This window comes from Marinactinospora endophytica, from assembly GCF_054780875.1.
The window spans coordinates 131342-153500 of record NZ_BAAGVM010000005.1; the positions used below are offsets into that span (position 1 = coordinate 131342).

17 protein-coding genes and 1 pseudogene are annotated in these 22159 nt (G+C 72.0%); 7 read left to right on the forward strand and 11 right to left on the reverse strand.

What is annotated here, in order from left to right:
- Positions 1-184 precede the first annotated feature (184 nt).
- From ACYVHU_RS11295 to ACYVHU_RS11315, 5 genes are all read left to right on the forward strand, one after another.
- A complete protein-coding gene (locus tag ACYVHU_RS11295; protein ID WP_498948575.1) occupies positions 185-1693 on the forward strand; it encodes an AbgT family transporter in 1509 nt (502 codons plus the stop codon).
- 55 nt (positions 1694-1748) lie between these two features.
- Complete coding sequence (locus tag ACYVHU_RS11300; protein WP_498948304.1) at positions 1749-2915, forward strand: M20 family metallopeptidase; 1167 nt, start codon at positions 1749-1751, stop codon at positions 2913-2915.
- 52 nt (positions 2916-2967) lie between these two features.
- Positions 2968-4260 (forward strand): alpha/beta hydrolase family protein, encoded by a 1293-nt coding sequence (locus tag ACYVHU_RS11305; RefSeq protein ID WP_498948305.1) that lies wholly within the window; start codon positions 2968-2970, stop codon positions 4258-4260.
- A gap of 90 nt (positions 4261-4350) precedes the next feature.
- On the forward strand, positions 4351-5268 hold the full coding sequence (locus ACYVHU_RS11310; RefSeq protein ID WP_498948307.1) for an alpha/beta fold hydrolase: 918 nt from the start codon (positions 4351-4353) through the stop codon (positions 5266-5268).
- 125 nt (positions 5269-5393) lie between these two features.
- A complete protein-coding gene (locus tag ACYVHU_RS11315) occupies positions 5394-6290 on the forward strand; it encodes a Vgb family protein (RefSeq protein ID WP_498948308.1) in 897 nt (298 codons plus the stop codon).
- A 32-nt stretch (positions 6291-6322) separates the two neighbouring features.
- Here ACYVHU_RS11315 and ACYVHU_RS11320 read toward each other — a convergent pair whose 3' ends face one another.
- Positions 6323-6913 (reverse strand): GNAT family N-acetyltransferase, encoded by a 591-nt coding sequence (locus tag ACYVHU_RS11320; protein ID WP_159457244.1) that lies wholly within the window; start codon positions 6911-6913, stop codon positions 6323-6325.
- 419 nt (positions 6914-7332) lie between these two features.
- Complete coding sequence (locus ACYVHU_RS11325) at positions 7333-7995, reverse strand: TetR/AcrR family transcriptional regulator (RefSeq protein ID WP_078761261.1); 663 nt, start codon at positions 7993-7995, stop codon at positions 7333-7335.
- A gap of 274 nt (positions 7996-8269) precedes the next feature.
- Here ACYVHU_RS11325 and ACYVHU_RS11330 point away from each other — a divergent pair, with 274 nt between their 5' ends.
- Complete coding sequence (locus ACYVHU_RS11330; RefSeq protein ID WP_235000888.1) at positions 8270-9865, forward strand: MDR family MFS transporter; 1596 nt, start codon at positions 8270-8272, stop codon at positions 9863-9865.
- Positions 9866-10003: 138 nt separating this feature from the next.
- Entirely contained in the window at positions 10004-10756 is a 753-nt protein-coding gene (locus tag ACYVHU_RS11335) for a class I SAM-dependent methyltransferase (RefSeq protein WP_432940404.1), read from the forward strand.
- Between the two features lie 30 nt (positions 10757-10786).
- Here ACYVHU_RS11335 and ACYVHU_RS11340 read toward each other — a convergent pair whose 3' ends face one another.
- From ACYVHU_RS11340 to ACYVHU_RS11380, 9 genes and pseudogenes are all read right to left on the reverse strand, one after another.
- Positions 10787-11611: an ABC transporter permease gene (locus ACYVHU_RS11340; RefSeq protein WP_498948576.1), complete on the reverse strand. Its 825-nt coding sequence runs from the start codon at positions 11609-11611 to the stop codon at positions 10787-10789.
- A 2-nt stretch (positions 11612-11613) separates the two neighbouring features.
- Positions 11614-12270, reverse strand: coding sequence for an ABC transporter ATP-binding protein (locus ACYVHU_RS11345; protein WP_498948312.1), 657 nt, complete (start codon positions 12268-12270; stop codon positions 11614-11616).
- 33 nt (positions 12271-12303) lie between these two features.
- Positions 12304-14505 carry a polyprenyl synthetase family protein gene (locus tag ACYVHU_RS11350; protein ID WP_498948313.1) on the reverse strand — a complete coding sequence of 734 codons (2202 nt, stop codon included), beginning with the start codon at positions 14503-14505 and terminating at the stop codon, positions 12304-12306.
- 361 nt (positions 14506-14866) lie between these two features.
- On the reverse strand, positions 14867-15232 hold the full coding sequence (locus ACYVHU_RS11355; RefSeq protein WP_498948315.1) for an MFS transporter: 366 nt from the start codon (positions 15230-15232) through the stop codon (positions 14867-14869).
- A 725-nt stretch (positions 15233-15957) separates the two neighbouring features.
- Positions 15958-16842, reverse strand: a complete 885-nt coding sequence (locus ACYVHU_RS11360; protein WP_498948317.1) for a WD40/YVTN/BNR-like repeat-containing protein — start codon at positions 16840-16842, stop codon at positions 15958-15960.
- 79 nt (positions 16843-16921) lie between these two features.
- Positions 16922-17563, reverse strand: a complete 642-nt coding sequence (locus tag ACYVHU_RS11365; RefSeq protein ID WP_498948319.1) for a DUF305 domain-containing protein — start codon at positions 17561-17563, stop codon at positions 16922-16924.
- A 121-nt stretch (positions 17564-17684) separates the two neighbouring features.
- Positions 17685-18092, reverse strand: coding sequence for a hypothetical protein (locus tag ACYVHU_RS11370; RefSeq protein WP_144390051.1), 408 nt, complete (start codon positions 18090-18092; stop codon positions 17685-17687).
- Positions 18093-18302: 210 nt separating this feature from the next.
- Positions 18303-19683: pseudogene (locus ACYVHU_RS11375) on the reverse strand (MFS transporter).
- Positions 19684-21445: 1762 nt separating this feature from the next.
- A complete protein-coding gene (locus ACYVHU_RS11380) occupies positions 21446-22090 on the reverse strand; it encodes a sensor domain-containing protein (RefSeq protein WP_144390050.1) in 645 nt (214 codons plus the stop codon).
- Between the last annotated feature and the right edge of the window lie 69 nt (positions 22091-22159).

The following is a 22159-nucleotide window of genomic DNA, read 5'->3' on the forward strand; positions in this document are numbered from 1 at the left end:
TAGCCGTCATCCAACCGTAACTTCGTGAATGATTCGCCCATTTCAATCTTAGCTATTGACATATCCGCCCACGACGTCTGAGATGTACGAATCGGGAGCGGGCAGGGAGGCGATCCGCTCGAAGCAGGCAGCCGAGCGAGGAGCGACGGTGACCACGTCCGAAACCATGCGTCCCAAGCGGTCGATGAGGGTCCTTCTAGGAGTCCTCCAGGCGGTGGAACGGGCGGGCAACAAACTGCCCCACCCGTTCTGGCTGTTCACGATCATGGCCGGGATCGTCATCGCGCTCAGCGTGCTCCTCCAGGCGCTCGGCGCATTCGCGATCTCCCCCGCCGACGGCGAGCGCATCGAGGCCCGCAGCCTGCTGTCCGCCGAGGGCGTGCAGGTCATCGTCGGCGACGCCATCGACAACTTCGCCACCTTCCCGCCCCTCGCGCTGATCATCGCGGTCATGCTGGGCGTCTCCGTCGCCGAGCGCAGCGGCCTGCTCAACGCCATGCTGCGCGGCAGCGTCACCCGGGTTCCGGCGCGTTGGCTCACCTTCGTCCTCGCGCTGGCCGGCATCACCGGCAGCGTCGCCTCCGACGCCGCCTACGTCGTGCTGATCCCCCTGGGGGCGCTCGTCTTCAAGGCCGTCGGCCGCAGCCCGATCCTCGGCCTGGTCGTCGCCTTCGCGTCGATCTCCGCCGGCTACGACGCCTCGCTGCTGATCACGCCCACCGACGCGATCCTCGCCGGCCTCACCACCAGCGCGGCCCAGTTCATCGACCCCGGCTACGTGGTCACCCCGCTGTCCAACTACTTCTTCTCCGCGGCCTCCGCGGTCTTCCTGGCCGCGCTGATCACCATCGTCACCGAGTTCGTGCTCACCCGGCGCACCGCGGGCATGGTCGCCGACGGGGAGGACGCCGAGAACGAGCTCGGCGCGATGGAGCTGAGCGCCGACGAGCGGCGCGGCCTGCGCAACGCCGGCCTGGTCGTCCTCGCGGCCATCGCCGTGATCGCGCTGGCGCTGGCCCCCTCCGGTTCCCCGCTGCGCGGCCCCGAGGGCGGCATCCTCGACTCCCCCGTCATCACCGGCGTCGCCTACGTCCTGGGCATCCTGTTCCTGCTGGCCGGCGTCGTCTACGGCCGGGCGGTCGGGACGATCCGCGCGGCCCGCGACGTCCCCCCGGCGATGGCTGCCGGCGTGCGCGATCTGGCCCCCGTCATCGTCCTCTTCTTCGCCGCCTCGCAGTTCCTCGCCTACTTCAAGTGGACCGGGATCGGCGAGATCATCGCGATCCGCGGCGCCGACCTGTTGGACGCCGCCGGGGTCCACCCGATCGCCCTGTTCGTCGGCTTCCTCGTCGTGGTCGCCATCATGAACCTGCTCATCACGAGCGGATCGGCGCAGTGGACGCTCATCGCCCCGATCTTCGTGCCCATGTTCATGCTGCTGGAGGTGCCGCCGGAGACCACCCAGGCGCTCTTCCGGATCGCCGACTCCACCACCAACGTCATCAGCCCGATGAGCCCCTACTTCGTGATGGCGCTCGGCCTGCTCCAGCGCTACCGCAAGGACGCCGGCATCGGCACGCTCATGTCCCTCACCCTGCCGCTCTCCATCACCCTGCTCATCGGCTGGTCGCTGTTCTTCATCGCCTGGTGGGCGCTGGGCATCCCGCTCGGCCCCGGTGTGCCGGTGCGCTGACCCCGACGCCGGCCCGGTCCCGGGCCGGCTCCCGACGATTCCGAGAAGGTGTCACGTGAACGCCCCTGAGCCGTCCCCCCTCAACGCCCTCGCCGACCTGGCCCGTCGCGACCTGCCCGACGTCCTGGCCGACCTGCGTCGCCTGGTGGAGCTGGAGACCCCCAGCAACGACAAGGAACTGCTGGACCTGGGGCTCGACGGCATCGAGACATGGCTGGGGGAACGCCTCGGCGCGCCCGCCACGCGCGTCCGCCACGATGGTGGGGCCTTCGGCGACGTCCTCGACGTCGCCTACCCCGGCACCACGGCGCGCGAGGTCGTGCTGCTGTGCCACTACGACACGGTGTGGCCGCGTGGCACCCTCGCCTGGTGGCCGGTCACCGTCGACGGCGAGCGGTTCAGCGGCCCCGGCTGCTTCGACATGAAGGCCGGCATCGTCCAGGGGGTGTGGGCACTGCGCGCCCTGCGTGAACTCGACCTGCCCCGGCCCACCGTGCGCCTGCTGCTCACCGGCGACGAGGAGATCGGCAGCCCCGCCTCACGCCCCCACATCGAGCGCGCCGGCACCGGCGCCGCGGCGACGCTCGTGCTGGAGCCGAGCCGGGACGGCGCCGCCAAGGACCGGCGCAAGGGCATGGGCCTGTTCGACGTCACCGTGCACGGGGTCGAGGCCCACGCCGGGCTCGACCCCGAGGCGGGGGCGAGCGCCATCCACGCGCTGGCCCTGCTCGTTCCCGAGATCACCGCCCTGGCCGCGCCCGAGCGCGGCACCACCGTCAACGTCGGCGTCATCGCCGGGGGGACCGGCCGCAACGTCGTCGCCGGCCGCGCCACCTGCGAGGTCGACGTGCGGGTCCAAGACCCCGCCGAGATGCCGCGCGTCGACGCGGGCCTGGCCGCGCTGGTCGCCGCCGATCCCAGGGTCAAGGTCGAGATCACCGGCGGCTGGAACCGCCCTCCGATGAACCCCGGCCCCGCCTCACGGGAGCTGCTGGGACTCGCCCGGGAGGTCGCCGAGGGGCTGGGCTCCTCCCTGGACGCGGTCGCGGTGGGCGGCGCCAGCGACGCCAACTTCCTGTCGGCGCTGGGCCTGCCCGTCCTGGACGGGCTGGGCGCCGTCGGCGCCGGACCGCACTCACGTGACGAGCACGTCCGGATCGACGGCACCCCCCACCAGGTCGCGCTGGTCGCCGGCTTGATGGAACGGATCGCGCGCGGCTGACCTTGGGGGCGCCGCCGCGGCGGCGCCCCTCCCGGCCCGGTACGGTCGCCGCATGAGCACCTACCACCAGCCCGGCACCGTCCTGACCGACCACGTCTTCTCCGTCCCCCTCGACCACGGGGCACCCGACGGCGAGCGGATCGAGCTCTACGCCCGGGAGGTCGTCGCGGCGGAGCGGGCCGAGGACGACCTGCCGTGGCTGCTCTACCTCCAGGGCGGTCCGGGGATCGGCTCGCCCCGCCCCATCGGCCGCCAGGACTGGCTGGACCGGGCCCTGCGCGACTACCGGGTCCTGCTGTTGGACCAGCGGGGAACCGGCCGCTCCACACCGGCCAACCGCGCCACGCTCGCCCGCTTCGCCGACCCCCGGGACCAGGCGGCCTACCTGGCGCACTTTCGCGCGGACTCGATCGTGCTCGACGCCGAGCTCGTGCGCCGGGAGCTGATCGGCGACGTCCCGTGGAGCGTGCTGGGGCAGAGCTTCGGCGGGTTCTGCGCGGTGACCTACCTGTCCTTCGCCCCCGAGGGACTGCGTGAAGTGTTCATCACCGGCGGGCTTCCGGGACTGTCCGCCACCCCCGACGACGTCTACCGCGCCACCTACCGCCGCGTCGAGGAGAAGAACGACGCGCACTACCGCCGCTACCCCCACGACGTCGAACGTGTCCGGGAGCTGGCGGCCCACCTGCGCGACCACGACGTCCGGCTGCCGAGCGGCGCGCGGTTCACGGTGGAGGCGCTCCAGGCCCTGGGGCGGATGCTGGGCAGCGGCTCGGGCAGCCACGCGCTGCACTACCTGATCGAGGACGCCTCGGCCGACGGCACGCCCCGTCCCTCGGACGGCTTCCTCGCCCAGGCCGAGGCCCACCTGTCGTTCGCCGCGAGGCCCCTGTACGCGGTCCTGCACGAGCCGTGCTACGCGCAGGGCCACGGTGCCACGGCCTGGTCGGCGCAGCGGATCCGGGCGGAGTTCCCGCGCTTCGACGCCGACACGGCCCTGGCGCAGGGCGAGCCGGTGCTGTTCACCGGGGAGATGATCTACCCGTGGATGTTCGAGGCCGACCCCGTCCTGCGCCCCCTGCGCGAGGCCGCCGAGCTCATCGCCGCCCGTGAGACCTGGCCGCGGCTCTACGACCCGGCCCGGTTGCGCGCCAACGAGGTGCCGGTCGCCGCCGCCGTCTACCACGACGACATGTACGTCGACCGTGACCTGTCCCTGGAGACCGCCCGCACCGTCAACGGCCTGCGCGCCTGGGTCACCAACGAGTACGAGCACGACGGCCTGCGGGTCAGCGGCGGCGCGGTCCTGAACCGGTTGATGGCCATGCTCCACGGCCGGGTCTGAGCGCTCCCGCCGGCCGGCGCCGGCGCCGCAGCGGGCCGCGGCGTCGAAAATCCGTTGTGCTCACAAGACCCATGGGCCACAGTGTCACCAGTGAGCACACGGGAGTTCGAGGTCGCCGTCGAAGGCGGCGTCCTGGCGGGAGTGGACTTCGGCGGCGACGGGCCGCCGGTCCTGCTCGTCCACGGCAGCGGGCACAACGCCGCGGCCTGGCTGGACGCCGCGGCGCACCTGGTGGCGCACTGCCATCCGGTCGCCTTCGACCTGCGCGGACACGGCCACAGCACGGCCGCCTCCACCGCCCCCGACCAGTACTGGCGGGATATCGCCGCCGTCGTCGCGCGGCTGGGATGGGAGCGGCCCGTCCTCGTCGGCCACTCCACGGGCGGCTACGCCGTGACGGCGGTGACCGCGAGCGGACTGGTCGAGCCCGCCGCGCTGTGCGTGGTCGACGGAGTGGTGCTGGACGACCGCGTGACATCGGCGGCCGCCCACGCCGTGTGGCGCACCCCCGAATCCGCGCGACGGCTGCGCGCGACCTTCGGCTACGGCCTGGTGACCGACGACGAGGAAATGCGCGCCGAGGTCGAGCGGAGGGTCCGCGCGGCCCCGGAGGACCCCTTGGACGCCGGCGCGCGCCCGGACCTGGTCCGCGAGGTCGCGCGGCGCTCCTTCACCCGTCACGACGGCAACTGGCGGCGCAGGCCCTCGACCGAGGAGATCGCCGTCGTCAGCGACATCGCGCCGGACGATCCCGTCCTTCCCAGCGTCGACGTCTACGAGCGGATCCGGGTGCCGCTGACGATCGTGCTCGCCGACGCCGGGGTCTACGCCGAGCGGCGCTTGGAGGTGCGGGCCGTGGTCGACGCCGCCCCCGGACGCCGGCTGGTGGAGATCGACTCGGGGCACAACGTGCCCATGACCCGTCCGGCCGAGCTCGCCGCGATCGTCCTCGACGTCGTCCACGCCGCCCACCGCGCAGGACGACGCGGGTATCCGGGAGGGGACTGAGAAACGGTACGTGCGCGGAGACGGGAGGAGACGGGTGGACGCCCGCGGCCGACCGCCCCCCACGCCCCTCCCCCGATCCGCGAGATCGGACCCTTGATCCCCACCAGCCGACGCGAAGGACCGACATGCCCACCACTCCCCCGTCCTCCCTCCACGAATTCGCGGTCGCGGGCCCGGAGGCCGGACCCTACGGGATCACGGCCGGCCCCGACGGGGCCATGTGGCTCACCCTGGTCAACTCCGGGGAGATCGCGCGGCTCTCCCTGGACGGCCGGATCGACGTCCACTCCCTCGACGCGCCCGGCTGCGGGCCGACGGTCATCACCCCCGGTCCCGACGGGGCGCTGTGGTTCACCCGGTTCCGCGACCACCGGATCGGCCGGATCGCGACCGACGGGTCGGCGCTTCCCTTCGAGACGCCCACGCCCGACAGCGGCCCCTACGGGATCGCGGCCGGTCCCGACGGGGCCATGTGGTTCACCGAACCCAACGTCGACCGGATCGGCCGGATCACCCCCGCGGGGGAGACGGTCGACTTCCCGCTTCCCGTCGAAGGGGCCTTCCCCTCGGCGATCACCGAGGGGCCCGACGGGGCGATGTGGTTCACGCTGCACCAGGCGAACGCCCTGGGACGCATCAGCCTCGACGGAGCGGTGACGGTGCACCCGTTGCCGACCGCCGACGCCGGTCCCGTGGGCATCACCCGCGGTGGTGACGGAGCCGTGTGGTTCGTCGAGATCGCGGCCGGGCAGGTGGGACGGATCGACCCCGACGGTCGCATCCGCGAGTTCCCGCTGCCCGATCGCGCGGCCCGACCGCACGCCATCACCGCCGCCTCCGACGGGGGGTGCTGGTTCAGCGAGTGGGGGGCGGGCCGGATCGGCCACGTCGCTCCCGACGGCGAGATCACCCGGTACGCGCTGCCACGGCCCGCCTCGGAACCCCACGGGATCGCCGTGGGGCCTGACGGGGCCGTGTGGACGGCGCTGGAGGCGGGCGGCGTCGTCCGCCTGGTCCCCTGAGCCGCCGTCCCGTGTCCGAGGTCGCCGGTGTCCTAGGCCGGGGTGGCGAGGAGGCCCGCGTCCTCGTCCTGGCGGGTGCGCCACTCGTGGTCGAGCAGGCCGAAGATCTCGGCGTCGCGCCAGGTTCCGTCCAGGTTCACGAACTCGCGGATCGTGCCCTCGCGACGCGCCCCGTAACGCAGCACGCCTTTTTGGGCGGGGAGGTTGTCGGTGAGACAGGCGCACCAGAGCCGGTGCAACCCGAGATCCTCGAAGACCAGGCACGAGACCAGGTGGAACGCCTCCAGGCCCAGGCGCTGCCTGCGGGCCGAGGGCGCGATGGCGGCGGCGCGCACGTAGGCGCCGGAGTAGCGTTCCAGCTCGACGGTGATGGTCCCGACCAGGGTGTCGTCCTGCCGGCGCACGATCCCCATCCGGTAGACCCTGCGCGGACGTTCGGCCGCCTCGCGCCTGGCCCTGGCGAGCATGTCGGCGCACTCCTGCGGCGTCCACGCCTGCTCGTAGACGTTGCGCATCACATCGGGGTCGCTCCAGATGTGGACGAGGGGGGTGAGGTCGGTGGGACGGAGTTCGCGCAGCAGCACGGCGTGCCCCACGCGCAGCACGTCGGTTTCGTTGTTCACGAACAGCAACGATAGCCCAACGTAATCATTCGGTCACGGAAAAAGACGCAGATGAGGAGATGGCAGGTCGGAATCGGGGTCATCGCCCCATCAGGCGGAAGTGGTGGACCGTGCGCACCGCACCGGGCGGGGTGGGCGGAGCCGGGCGGAACTGTGACGAAATCCCGGAGAAGGGATCGCCGCCGCGTGGTTCCTCCTCGGGCGCGGTGTCGGACGGAGGAGCGGTGTCCCCTTGTTTCGGGACGTTTTCCCCCTCTTCCGCGGCGATCGCGGAAACGGTGACCGGGAGAACGCGCGGGACCGTCGTGGGAAACGGGTCGGACGGAGCCCGGACGCGGCGCGCCGCCCTTCCTGGAGGGGCCCCTCCCGGGTCGTCCGCCTGTCCGGTCATCAGCGGGCGGACCGGCGAGGGCGCGCGGTCAGCCCTTGCGGTGCCGGGCGGCGTGGATGAGCCGGTCCACCTCCTGCCCGCTCAACGGCTCGGGCAGCGGACTGGGGACGGGGGAACGCAGGCCGTCGAGGATGATCAGGAGGTAGCGCCGCCACAGGTCGGGCCGGAGCGCGTGGGCGTACTCTCCGGCGGTGCCGAGCATCAGCCCGATGACCGGCAGGTCGGTCGGGGTGACGTCGGGGCGCATCCGGCCGCTCTCCTGGGCCCGTTCCATCATGCGGCTGATGGTGGGAAGGAAGCGGTCACGGGCGGACGCCGTGATATCGCCGAAGGTGCCCATCAACGTGACCTCGCGCAGGCCGCGGTCACGGACGAAGAGCTCGCTGATGCCCATGACGTAGTGGACGAACCCCTCCCAGGGGTCCTCGCAGGCCAGCGAGCGCGCCTCCACCGCCGCGAGGTCCTCGACCTGTTCCCGCAACAGCGTCTCGATCAGCTCCCGCTTGCCCGAGAAGCGCCGGTAGACGGTGCCGACGCCGACCCCGGCGTGCCGCGCGATGTCGTCCAGACTCACCTCCACCCCCCGTTCGGCGAACACCTCGCGGGCGGAGCGCAGGATGCGCAGCCGGTTCTCCTCGGCGTCCCTGCGCAGCGGACGGCAGTCCGGCGACGACGGTGTAGCGGAGCTCATACGAGCAGTCTAAACGTAAGTGGAGGTGAATCCTCCGCTTCTGCTAGGGTCGTTGCCTGGAGGGGCGTCTCCGGATTCCCGGTCCGCCCCCCGCCGCACCCCGGCACCCATCCCCCGCCGCGCGCCGCCCATCTCCCCCCTCCCACCACGGGCCCTCGGTCCCGTGACGTCCACATCGGGCGTGGAGGACATGCTCATCGGCGGGCCGCGCAGTCCACCCCATCCGCCCGACGCGATCCGCGAACCGGGCGCCCCACCTCGGCGAGAAGGAAACGTGAGCGCTCCGACGACAGTGCACAAGGACGGACCGGCGGCGGAGCCGGCCGATCGGCGTACGATCTACGCCGTTTTCGCGGCCCTCATGGTCGCCATGCTTCTAGGGTCGCTGGACCAGACCATCCTGAGCACGGCCCTGCCGACCATCGTCGGCGAGCTCGGCGGGGTCAACCACATGCTGTGGGTCACCACCGCCTACATCCTCGCGGCCACGATCACGATGCCGGTCTACGGCAAGCTCGGTGACCTCGTCGGCCGCAAGAACCTCTTCATCCTCTCCCTCCTGCTGTTCCTCGCCGGTTCGGTCATCGGCGGGGCGGCCTCGGGCATGACCGGCCTGATCGCCGGGCGCGCGGTGCAGGGGCTGGGGGGCGGCGGACTGATGATCCTGTCCCAGGCGATCATCGCCGACATCATCCCGGCCAGGGAGCGCGGCCGCTACATGGGGGTCATGGGATCGGTGTTCGCGGTCTCCTCTGTCCTCGGCCCGATCCTGGGAGGCTGGTTCACCGAGGGCATCGGCTGGCGCTGGGCCTTTTGGATCAACATCCCCCTGGGCGCGCTCGCGGTTTTGGCGGCCGTGGTCTTCCTGCGCCCCTCCCCCGCCCCCGAGGAGCGTCCCCGCCTCGACGTCGCCGGCCTGGTGACCATGGCGATCGCGGTGACCTCGGTCGTCCTCTTCACCTCCTGGGGAGGCACGGAGTACGAGTGGGACTCCCCGGTCATCATCGGCCTGGGGGTGGCCTTCGTCGTCGCCGGCGCGGCCTTCGTCCTGGTCGAGCGCCGCGCGGCGGAGCCCATCATCCCGCTGCACCTGTTCGCCGACCGCAACTTCAACCTCTCCACCATCGCGGGCCTGTTCATCGCGCTGGCCATGTTCGGCGCGGTCGGCTACCTGCCGACCTACCTCCAGATGGTGTCGGGCCTGGACGCGACCAACGCCGGTTTCCTCATGCTGCCCATGATGGCCGCGGTCCTCATCACCTCCACGGGTTCCGGCTTCCTGGTGAGCGCCACCGGCCGGTACAAGTGGCTGCCGATCGTCGGCATGCTCGTCGTGACCGGCGGTCTGCTGCTGATGTCGACGATGACCGTCGACACCTCGCTGCCGGTCATCTGCCTGTACCTGGCGGTCGTGGGCGCCGGCATCGGCATGGGGATGCAGATCCTGGTCCTGGTGGTGCAGAACGCCTTCCCCGCCTCCGAGGTCGGTACCGCCACCGCCGCCAACAACTTCTTCCGCGAGATCGGCGCCTCCCTGGGGTCCGCGGTGGTGGGCGCGCTCTTCACCAGCAGGCTGACCTCCCTCCTCGGCGGGCACGGGGAGGCGGTTTCGGTCGGTGGCGCGCACGGCGCGGTCGACCAGAACTCGCTCACCCCCGCCGCGGTGAACGCGATGGACGCCCCCGTGAAGGAGTTCATCGTGAGCTCCTACAACGAGGCGCTCACTCCGGTCTTCCTCTACATCGCGCCACTGATGGTGCTCAGCGCGGTCATCCTGTGCTTCATCAAGGAGAAGCCGTTGGCGACCACCGTCGGATCGCGAACGGAGCCGGCGGACGAGTCCGAGCCGGCGACGGCCGAACAGTCCTGACGGACGGATCCGGGGGTGTCGCCCGATCGGGCGACACCCCCGGCCCCCTTCTCCCCGTCGGCGTGGACCGGAACGGCCCATGTCTCGCAATGCAAGACGTCCATTTCATTGAACGAGACGGTCGGTTAGGGTCGGTCCATGGCCACTCAGCACTGGGACGCCGCGCTCTACGACGACCGTCACTCCTTCGTCGCCGGCTACGGGGCCGAACTGCTCCGCCTGCTGGCCCCACGACCCGGCGAACGGATCCTCGACGCCGGCTGCGGCACCGGCGACCACGTCGCCGCCCTACGCGACGCGGGCGCCATCGCCGTGGGAGTGGACGCCGCCCCCGAGATGGTCGCCCGGGCCCGCGCGCGTTTTCCCGGCATCGACGTCCGCCTCGCCGACCTGCGCGACCTGGGGATGCGCGAGGAGTTCGACGCGGTGCTCAGCAACGCGGTGCTGCACTGGATACCGGAGGCCGACCGCGCCGCCGCGTCACTGGCCGCGGCACTGCGTCCCGGCGGCCGGCTCGTCGCCGAACTCGGCGGGACCGGAAACGTCGCCACCCTGCTCGCCGGGGTCCAGGCGGCCCGTCGCGCCCGCGGGCTGCCCGAACCCGCGCAACCGTGGTACTACCCCGGCGTCGCCGAGTACGCGACGGTCCTGGAACAGGCCGGCTTCGAGGTCACCGAGGCCCGGCTGTTCGACCGTCCCACCCGCCTCCAGGGGAGCGACGCGATCGCCAACTGGGTGCGGATGTTCGGCTCCCACCTGCTGACGGACGTCGCCGACCCCGCCGCCCTCCTCGCCGAGGTCGAGCAACGGCTACGCCCCATCCTGCACCGGGACGGCGGCTGGTGGGCCGACTACCGGAGGCTGCGGATCACCGCCGTACGACGTGACTGAACCGGTTGGGGAGGCGCACCTTCGGCAGGATCACGTCCCGGCCGGCGAGCCCCGGGGTGTTCCCCGCCGACCGCCGAAGCCGGGCGACGGCAGGCCGATCCGCCGGTCGCGGGTGCGCAACCGGAACGCGGTGCCCGCCACCACGACCGCGCAGAGGAACCACAACGGTCCCAGGAACAGGTGGAGCACCGGGGTGGTGTCGAGGAAGCCGGCGGTCACCCCGGACTGCATGGCCCCGTAGGTCGGCAGATAGCGGACGATGTCGCTGTCAGAGGCCGGATTGGACACCGGGTTCTGCAACCCCATGTCGATGATGCTGAGCATGATGATGGCGAACATCCCCTCCAGTTCGCCGCGCAGGACCGCGGCCAGGGCCACCCCGAGCCCCCCGAACGCCAGCGCCGCCCCGAGCAGCGCGGTCCACAGCAGCACCGGCTGCTCGGGCACCCAGTAGACGCAGATGACGGCCACCGCGTAGGCGCAGACCAGGGCCGAGGCGACGAGCAGCGCGGTGAGCTTGGCCAGGAGCAGGTGCAGGCGTGGATAGCCGGCCATGGCCAGACGCTGGTCGAACCCGGTGGAACGGAAGGTGACGATGAACATCATGAACCCGACGATCAGGGTGACGGCGTTGACGGCGCCGGAGATCTTGCTGACGTCGTTGCCGTCCACCGTGATCTGCTGTTCCGAGGCCCGAAGGTAGAAGCGCACATCGACGTCGGTGATCACCAGGTAGACCAGGGTGATCCAGACGGGCACGAAGAACACGACGAGAACGAGCGCCAACCGGTTGCGCAGGTGCTCGGTGAGCGCGTAGAGGGTCGCCGTGGAGTAGCGGGTCCAGGCACGTCGCATGGTCAACGGCCCTCCGCCCGTACCGCGCCGCCGGCGTCCACGGGCACCTCGACACGGGCCAGCCGGCCCTCCACCAGGCGCCACAGGACGTCGAAGCGGGTGGTGTCGAAGGCGATGTGGGAGACCACGAGAACCGAACATCCCCGGTCGCGCAGGCTGGCGGCCAGCTCCCAGAACCGCTCGTAGGTCTCCCAGTCGAACCCCTGGTAGGGCTCGTCCAGCAGGAGCAGGGGCGGATCGTGCATCAGGGCGAGGGTGAGGTTGAGCTTCTGCCGGGTGCCCCCGCTGAGCGCGGAGACACGGTGTCCTCCGTAGCCGGTGAACCCCAGGATCTCGGTCAGCTCGCGCGCGCGGTCGAGTGTGGGCAGGTCGTAGGCGACCTGGAAGAAGCGCAGGTGCTGGTCGACGGTGAAGGCGGGGTTGAGGATCGGGTGCTGGGGGCAGTACCCCAGGCCGCCCGGGTAGCCGACCCGGCCCCGGTCGGGGGCGAGCTGCCCGGCGAGGATCCGCAGCAGCGTGGTCTTGCCGGAACCGTTCTCGCCGACCACCCCGGCCAGGCGGCCCGGGGGAAGGGAGAGGGCGGCTCCCCGCAGCACGGGGCGGTTCCCGTAGGACTTGTGGACGTCGTGGACTTCGAGGGTGGGGCCGGAGAGGGACACCGCAGAGCCTTTCCGAAGGGGATGGGGAGGGGTTCACTCGCGTTCGCGTCGGACCGCGTAGCGGCCCAGGGCGCGGATCATCACGGCCAGGTGGTTGCCGGGCAGCAGGTCGTGGAAAGGCCCCCACGCCTGGTCGACCATCCGCTCGGCCTCGTCGAGGCAGGCGTCGATGACGCCGTGCCCCTCCAGCAGGGTCACGATCTCGGCGGCGGTCGCGGCGTCGACCCCACCACCGCGTACGGTCGCCCACACCTCCCGCATGAGCGGTCCCGGCAGGAGGGCGACGGCGTGCCCCAGGGGCATGGTGACCTTGCCCGCCCGCAGGTCCTCGGCGACGTGCTTGGTCGCCACGGTCTCGCCGGTTTCGTCGCGCGCGGACAGCCCGCGCAGGTCCATGACGTCGTCGCTGACCTGGTAGGCCATTCCAACCGCCTCGAAGTAGTCGCGCAACGCCGCGAGCTGACGTTCCTCCGCGCGGGCGACGATCCCGCCGATCTCGGCGAGGCCCCGGACAGGGACGGCCGTCTTGAGCCGGTGGGTGACGCGGACGCGGCGCAGCACCGCCTCGGCGTCCCCGCCGGCCACCGCCGCGTCCATCGCCTCCCGGTGGCCGGCGATGTCGAGCGCCTGACCCGCGTGGGCGGCCCGCATCACGCCGAGGTAGACCTCATAGATCCGCCGCCGTAGCCGGTCATCGTCGGGCAGGACGCGGCGCAGGACCCCGTCCAGCACGAAGTAGGCGGCGGTCCCCGCGTTGATGGCCGTCGCCTCGCCGAAGACCGTGTGGACGGCCGGGCGCCCGCGCCGCATGGGCGAGCGGTCCTCGACGTCGTCCACGGTGAGGTTGCCCGAGTGCAGGATCTCGACGGCTCCCAGAAGGGAGCGGTACGGCTCGCTGTCGACGCCGAACAGTTCGATGGTCGCGGCGGTGACGTAGGAGCGCATGCTCTTGCCCAGGCCGTCGGTGATGTGTCGTATCGGCCGCACCAGTGATTCGTGCAGCGTCTGGACCACCAGCTCGTCCAGGACGTCGGGGCGCTCCTCCAGGCCCGCGACGGTGACGAGTTCGCGGCGCCGCGGTTCGTCGGGGAACAGCCGGCGGATCTCCTGGCTCGTGGTGTCGCGGATCCGGGTGATGTGCTCCTCGAAGTCGTCGAACCGGCCGAGGGGGAGGACGTCGACGGTGCCCCACCCCCGTACCGGCTCTCCGCCGAAGGCGCCCTCGACGTCGGCCCACGCCTCCAGCGTGCCCGGCAGGACGAGCGAGGACCGGTTCTCCTGCTTCGGGAACCACACCCGCGCGCGCAGGTCCAGGCCGGTGTGCGGCACCGTCAGCTCATAGACCGTGGCGTAGGTGTTGAGGGTGGCCAGTGAGGTCCAGGGAGAGGATCCGCGCAGGGTCATGGGCGCCTCGGTCACCTCCCCCTGGGGGGTGCGCAGGAGGGCGCGGCCGGCCCGGCCGTCGCTCCCGCCGGCGGCGCAAGCGTGGACCTCCCAGCCGTTGTCCAGGTGCAATCGGACCCGTGTGCGCCCGGCGCGCAGGGCCTGGTCGGTGGCGGGGTCCTGGTGCCAGGAGCGGCTGTGGAAGTGCTCGTACCAGCCCTGTCCGCGCACGGCCGTGTGAGCGCCGTCCTGGCGCAGAACCCCGGTGACCTCCAGGCGCGGGACCGGCCCGCCCTCCCGCTGTTCCGGTGAGGCCGACCCGAGATCGCCGACGGCGAACCGCAGGGAGAGACCGCTCCCCTCGGTTCCCGCCTCGACGAGGTGGGAGCCGTCATCCTCCTCGCGCAGCACGCCGACACCGCCGAAATCCAGGTCCAGTCCTGTCGCGCCGGCCCGGACCGGTCCGGGGAGGGGGCGGTCGGGGCCCAGCGGCCTTCCCTGTGCCAGCGCCTCGCCGAAGGCGTCGCGTACCCGCGGGTCCATGTGCCGGTCACCCGCGACGGTACGTCGGATGAGCTCCACCGCGGCCGGGTCCATCCATGATTCCCCGACGCGGGTCCGCGTTGCCGCGTCGGCGCGGGCCCAGACGAGGGCGTGGGCGCTTTGGGGAACGCCCGTGTCGGTGGCGGGACCGTGGTGGCGCAGGAACAGGCAGGTGACGCCGAAGGGGCCGCCCTCGCCGTACAACAGGGCGGCGAACCGCCACCATCGGGTGCCTTCGGGCCGTGGGAGGTCGCACGCCTCCGGGGCGGACCGCGCCCGTGGGACCTCCGTCCCCGTTCCACCTGTCATGCTCTGTCTCCCTCCACGGTGCCCGGCACCGGTTTGCGCGCTCCGTGGAGCGTCCGGTCGAGGTCGTTGGTATGTACGGCTCGGCGTGGTTGATGGCGTAAGTACCGGCCGCGGGGGCGGGCGCGCCGCCCCGGCCTCACGGGGGCGGCTGAGGGGACGGCGAGCCCGGTCGGAGGGTCGGCCGCGGGGGCGGCCGACCGATCACGACGACGTGAAGCTATCAGCGTCGATCACGAAGAGTAGGGGTAATGTCGCACTCTGTCCAAGATCGGCCAATCGGTGGCATGGGACCCCGACGTCCGTTTTCCCAGGTCGTTTCAGGGGAAGCCGCGCCCCGATCGCCGCCGCCTCAGACGTCCGCTCACACCGAGGACGCCCCCGCCCGGACCGCACCTCCCCGCCTTCCCGATGAACGGGCGAGGGCCACCACCGCGGCGACCACGGCGGGCACGGCCGTCAACGCGAAGCAGGTGGGCAGGGGGAGCCGATCCGTCAGGGCTCCCGCCACCGCGCCTCCCCCGGAGTTGCCGGCGTTGACCGCGGTGTTCACCCAGACACCCGCCTGGACGCGCCGTCCCGGCGGCGCCGTCTCGTCCGCCAGAGGAGAGGCGCTGGTCATCGTCGGCGAGATGAAGAGCCCCGCGATGAAGGACAGTACGGCCGGGATCGGCACACTGGGCGCCAGTCCGGCCGCGGCCATCGCCGCTCCGAGCAGCAGGGCGAGCACGCACAGCCGTGCCCGCAGCGAGGCCCGCCATGAGATGGCGCCAGGCCGCCCACGACGCTGCCGACCGCCTCCGCCGCATCGATCCAGGCCGCCGCTTCGGGCCTGCCCTGTTGCTCGGTGAAGGCGGCCATGAGCAGGCTCGGCGCGCAGCCGACGGCCATCGGGGGCAGCGCCCGGAGTGGGCCGTGCCGGTCGATCAGGGCGGCCCGCGCGGGCGCGAGCCCACAGAGCGTCATGCCGAACAGCGCCATAGCGACTCCGGCGGTGGTGTAGGAGCCGGTGGTGTCGCTGATGGAGAGGAGAAGGGGCAACGACATGACCCCGTAGGCCAGCCGGCCCGGCAAGACCGCGCCGAATGCCCGGAACGCGCCAGGAATGCGGAGAACAGACAGGTATGAGGGAACGCGCGAACGCGAAGACATGAAGGTTCCGCGGGAATGAGGGCGGCGCGGATCGACGCGCCGCTCACGTGCGTGGACGCCGGAATGCCGCGACTCGATGACGGTCGCGGTCGGCTCGGCGGTCTACGCGCGGGGGAGGAACACGCGAAAACGGTAGCACTGGGATCGCCGCCCCAGGAGGGGCGAGGCGCCGGTGGCCCGCGCGCGTCCGCTGCGGGACCACCGGCGCGCAGACCCCTCGTGGACGGCTCCACCGCGGATCCGGACGCGAGGCGGACGGGCGGCGGGGTGTCCGGTCGCGCGAGGCGGACACCCCGCCCAAGGTCACCAGCCCGCGAAGGAGCCGCCGCCGTCGGTGGAACGGCTGACGTGGTGGTCGGCCACCACGACGAGCTGGTCCGCGTCAGCGTGCAGCGCCGCGGGCTCCCCACTGATCGCGCCGGTCGGCGTCCACGAGGCCCCACCGTCGTCGCTGCGGTGGACCTTCCCCTCCGGTGTCACGCCGTAGACGGTCTCGGTCCCCGCCACCTGGTCGACCAGCAGAAGGAGAGGCGCGTCCGCCACCGGGGTGAAGGAGGCCCCGCCGTCGGTGGAGCGCATGACCCCGCTTTGCGTCGTGGCGACAACCGTGCGCCCGTCGTCGCTCATGGTCAGGGCCAGGGGGTGGACGGTCGAGTCCAGGTCATCCCACCGCCTCCCGTCCTCGGAGGCGCGCAGCCCGCCGTCGAAGCCGATCACCCGCTCCCCCGCGGCGTCCAGGGCGTGGAAGTCGGACTCCCCGGCCAGGGACAACGCGCGCCAGGTGGCGCCGCCGTCGCGGGTCTCGATCAACCCGACCGGGTCGGGCATGTCGGTTCCCGGCCCCGGATGCCCGCTGGCGACGAAACGCCCGGGGCCGAGCGCCGCGAACCCCATCAGGTCGATGACCGGGCCGACATGGGCCGGTTCGACGGGACCTGCCTCGCCGTCTCGGCCCGGTGCCGGGAGGACGTAGAGACCCGCGTGGGTGGCGACGAGGATCTCGCCGCTTCCGGGGTCCACGCCCACGCCGTGGACGTGTGTCGCCTCCGGGGGAAGGGGGATTCCCGTCGCTTCGGTCTTCCCGAGGCCGGGCTCCGTGGCCCCGCCGGGGCCGCACGCCGCCGACAGGAGCAGCAGGAGGGCCGCTCCCGCGAGTCCGACCGGCCCGCGCGTCTTTCCGTTCCGCATGGTTCTCACTGTTCCTTCGCCCTGTGTCTGCGTCGTACCGGTGGGACGGGCCGCCACCGCGGCGGCCCGTCGGGCCCGGTCAGTGATCCCCGTGGGACGCCTCATCGCCGGTGGCCGGACCGCCGTCCCGGCCGTTGTCTTCGCCGAGCATCCGGCTCATCTGGGCGATCTCGCCTTCCTGGGTGTCCACGATCTCCTGGGCGAGCCGTGTCGCCTCGGGGTCGACCCCCTCCGCCAGCTGCTCCTCGGCCATGTCGACCGCGCCCTCGTGATGCTCGATCATCAACCGCAGGAACAATGTGTCGAAGTCGTCACCGGACGCCTGTTCGAGATCGGCCATCTGCTCCTTTGACAGCATCCCGTCCATGCCGCCGTGGTCCATGTGGCCGGGCTGCGCCGTCGGGTCCTCCCCCCAGGACTCCAGGAGCCGGTTCATGTGCTCGATCTCGGGTCCCTGGGCGGCCTCGATCTGCGCGGCCAGTTCCCGGACCTCCCCGCCCGCGCGCTCCTCCGCGAGCCGGGACATCTCCACGGCCTGCTCGTGGTGGGGGATCATCATCCGCGCGAACATGACATCGGCGTCGTTGAATTCGGCGACGGTCTGCTGCGACGCCTCGGGGGCCGGCGGGGGCGCACCCTGGTCGGCGCCTCCGCACGAGGCGAGCGACAGCGCCGCGACCAGCGCGGACGGCAGCATCAGGACACGCTTGTACTCGAACATGGTCGTCCATTCCCTCGAAAAGGTCGGTGACATCGCCGCGGCCCCGGGCGGGGCGCGGCCGACGGTCATGCCATGCCGGTGATCCGCGTCCAGAACGCGACGCGGTCACGGCCGAGGGAATCTAGATCCGCAGCACCTGGAGTTGGGCCAGCGAAGGAGGCGAGGCGGGTGTCAGGTCCTCCGCGTCCCGAAGGCACAGGAGCCGCGCCGGAGGTGGCAGGTGGCCATCGGGCGCGGGTGTGAGGGCGGCGAGGGCCGGCCCCGGCGACGTCGTGGAGGGGCCGCGGTCGGTCAGGCAGGTCGAACTCGGGTCGAGGTCGGGGAGCTGTGGACCGAGAGAGGCCGGCTCGGTGTCCTGGGGCGCCGCGTGGGAGATCGTCGCGCTCCCCGCGGAACCGTGATGACCGCCCTCGCCGAGGTGGCCGAGCGTGTGCATCAGCCCGAGGCCGAGCACCGCCATCAACAGCAGCGCGACGTTCACCCGGGCGATGGCCGGGTGAAGACGGGAACGCACTGCCGGGAGACTCATACCCCCACAGGGTAACGCCCGCGTCGGAGGGGACGGTCCCGGGGTGCTCTTCCACGGCGGAGCGTGCCGGCCCCACGGCCGTTCTCCCAGAGATATCACCCGCGGGCTCCCCGCAACGCGGCCCGGCCACGTTGCGGGAAGCCCGGAGGGGGACCGCCGCCCCACCGCCCCCGGGCGTCTCCACCGCGCCGGAACCCCGGTGTGAGCCGGTCAGCTCACCGGTTCGGTCTCCGCGCCGGCCGGGCCGGACACGTCCTGGCTCGTGTTCGGGCGGGCGTCGAGCGTGGTCAGGGCGAGTGTCGCCGCGGCGACGAGGAGTCCTGCGGCCACCGCCAGAGCGGTGCCGTACCCGGAGGTCAGGGCTTCGCCGGCGGCCAGGACCGTGTTCCCGGGCTGGGCGGTGACACTGGCGGCGATCCCCGCCAGGATGGCCAGGCCGAGCGCGACACCGATCTGCTGGGCGGAGTTGAGCAGGGCCGATGCGATCCCGGCCTTGTCCGGATCGACACGGTAGACCGCGGCCTGGGTGAGCGCGAGGATACCCAGGCCGAAACCCAGCCCCAGGACGAACATCGCCGGGGCCAGGTGTGTCCAGTAGCCCGTGTCCACGGTGATCGTGGAGAACCAGAACGCCGCCGCGGCGCTGAGCAGCGCTCCCAGCGTGGCGACGAACCGCGGCGCGAGGCGCAGCAGGAGCCTGGGAGCGGTCCCGGCGCCCAGGACGAGACCCGCGGCGAACGGCAGCCACGCCGTACCCGTCTGCAGTGGACTGAAGTGCTGAACCTGCTGCAGGTAGAGGGTGATGACGTAGAAGGAGCCCATGGGGCCGACGGCCAGCAGCAGCATGGTCGCATAGGCGCCGGCCCGGTTGCGGTCGCCGAACAGGGCCAGCGGTACCAGGGGACTGGAGCTGCGGGCCTGGAAGGTGACGAACACGAGGAGCAGCGCGACGGCCCCGCCCAGCAGGAGCAACGCGGCCGGGTCGGTGAGCCCGTCCTCGCCGAACCTGGTGATCGCGTACACGAGCGCGACCATGCCGCCGGTGCCCAACGTCGCTCCCAGGGTGTCGAGTCGGCCCCGGCCGCGGTCGGCGGTGACCAGAGTGCGGCTGCCCCACAGCACGAGCAGGCCGATGGGGACGTTGACGAAGAACACCCATCGCCAGTCCAGGACGTCGGTGAGCACTCCCCCCAGGAGCAGGCCCACGACGATGCCCAGGCCGGACATCGCACCGTAGAGCGACAGCGCGGTGTCGCGCGTCTTGCGGTCGGAGAACGTCGTGGCGATCAACGCCAGGGCGTTGGGTGCGGTGAGCGCCGCTCCGAGCCCCTGTGCGGCGCGCGGTGATGAGCATGGCGGCGTTCTGTCCGAGACCGCCGACCAGGGAGGCGATCACGAAGATCGCGATGCCTAGCCGCAGCGTGCGGCGGCGTCCCCACAGGTCGCCGATCCGTCCGCCGAGTAGCAGCAACGCCCCGAACGCGAGGATATAGGCGTTGACGACCCAGGGCAGGTGTACCGCGTCCACGCCGAGCTCCTGTTGGATGCTCGGCAGCGCGATGTTCACGATCGAGTCGTCGAGCACCAGCATCAACTGCGCGGTCGCGATCACTAGCAGCGGTACCACGCCGCCACGCCGTCTCGCTGTCACGTCTTCTCCCTCTCGTCGCCGTTCGGTGGGTCCGCGATGGTCGCCGGGGGTTCGGGAGGCCGTCTCCGGCCGCGAATGCGTCTTCGATACCCCGGGCAGGTATACCAGCGTATACCCCGGGAGGGTATAAAGGGCAACTCGGTCCGAACATCACCGGCGCCGACCACGAGCCGTGGGAGAGGGCTGTGTCGTGCCGTTTCCTTGACGGCCGACGGTGGCCGCCGGCCATACCGGTCTCGGCGAGCGGTGTCGACGCCGGCGTGACCGACCGCCCGGCCGGCGGCACGCCACCGCCGATCGCGGGTGAGCGGCTCGGTGAGGGGGACGCGCTGGTCCGGCGCCGGGAGAGATCCCTGGCACACGACCGGGCCTTTCCGGCCGCGTCGGGAAGGGAGAGCCGGTTCCGGCGGTGGGAGGGCGGCCACCCCGCCCGTACCGTCCTCGGACCGCGCGGGGCGTCGCGCCGCTCCCCCACTCCTCTCCTCCCGGTGTGGCCGGCCGCGCTCCCCGGAGCGCGGGAGATGGGGAAGGACGGCAGGGAAGGGGCGCCACCCCGGCCCTGGGCCTGCACGTCGAGGTGCCTCCAGCGCACCGGATCCCAGGCGTTGGGCAGGCCGGCCGGCGAACGCCACCGCGGCAGCGCGCGGCGGACCGCGCACTCCAGGACCAACATCTTGTCGGCGCCGGGCTCGTAGTCGTGGTGCCAGGGTTTTCCGCCCGTGTGCGGACCGTGCCGGTCGCTGTGCGTGTGGTGGAAGACGAAGGAGGATGCCACCAGCTGGGAGAGCAGTCCCATCAGGGGCGGAAAGGTGAGCAGTTCACCGTGGGCAGGCAGCTCCAGTTCCAGGGGCGGGGGCGGGCCGTGGAGGCCGGGATCGACGCAGGCGGCGATCGACCGCGCGCAGTCCCTCGTCCACCCAGTGGTCCACCTCGGGTTCGAGCCGCCGTAGAAGGCTTTCGGGAAGGACCAGGTAGCCCGATTCCGTGAACCGTTTCCGCCACGAGGCTGAGATGCCGCTTTCTTTAGGGAACGGTCGCATCGAACATCACCACCCCTTTTGCCAGATGACGATGACACCCGTTTGTGGAACTCACGTGGGCGTCCACGCGCCCACCGAAAACAGGGACGGGAGCGGGGACGGCCTTGGCCCGGCGCGTGCTCGGCGATCGGGGGCACGGGCGGTACAACCGGCTACTCGGCGGCTCGTCCGCCGATGACGGCAGGGGTCGGATCGGTCATGGCAGACGACACCGGTCGATGCGTGGCCGGCCCGTCGGGGAACGGCCGTGTCCCGGGGCGCCCTTCGAGACGACGAGTCGGGGCGGCCACGTCGAAGGGGTACGGCGTGACCGGCGTTTCGACGCGCTCGGCGCGAGCACGTCGGCATGGACGCTGACCACGATCCCCGTATGAGTCCAGAGGGTGAAGAAGCGGTGACCGGATGTGGAAGAAGCGCTGGACAGGAGTGGATCTTGCGCGGTCCACGCCTCGTCGGGCCTTCCCGCTCCGGGAGGGGCCGCCGGTGCCGTCGCGTTCCCGGTCGTCGCCTCCGAGTCGCGGCCGCCTTCTCCCCCGTGCTCCCCGTGGGGTCGCGGGACCGCCTCCGCGAGCCGTCCCGCCGCCCTGTCCGACGCGCGGGTGGGTCCGGCCTCCCACCCGGGGCGTGCCGGTGCCCGCCGACCTGTAGAGCGGGCGTCCGGCTCAGACGGTGGCGCGGGGCCCCGCGACGTCGGCCACCGGCTGCGGGGAGAGCAGGGCCATCCCCAGGCCCGCGTTGAGCAGCGCGCAGGCGCGCGTCACGAAGGGCAGGGTCAGCGCGAACGCCGCGCTGAGCGCCAGGTGGAACAGCAGCGAGGTCGTGGCCCCGCTCCCCAGGCCGATCAGTTCGCTGAGGTCCTGGTAACCGGGGATCCCCACCAGGCTCCAGCGGTAGAAGGGGAAGGCCAGCCCGTGCAGGGTCACCGCCCACCAGGACACCACGACCGAGAACGTGAGCACGGCGAGGGGAAGGCGCGTGACGGCGTGCAGCAGGTCCATCCAGCTCTGGGCGCAGGCCAGCGGGGCGGTCATCACGCGCCAGGTCCCCGCCCCGGGCGCGGCACGGCGGTAGCGCGGCGGTGGGAAGCGGCGGCCGAGTATGTCGGTCATGAGGCTGCGCTCCGCGGTGGCGAACCCACGCGCCATGAGCAGGGTCAAGGCCAGGATGGGCACGCCGACGACGGTGACGGCGGTTCCCACACCCAGCGCCAACCCGGTCACCGACAGCACGAAGGAGACGAGGGAAAGGGGAAAGCCCAACAAGACGCAACGAGTGTCGGTGCCGAGGCGGCGCAGCAGGTCTGTCATGGAGTCGAAGTTACGGAACGGCACGTGGAAGGGCACTACCCCGGGGATGAGGACCGGGGGTGGTGCCCC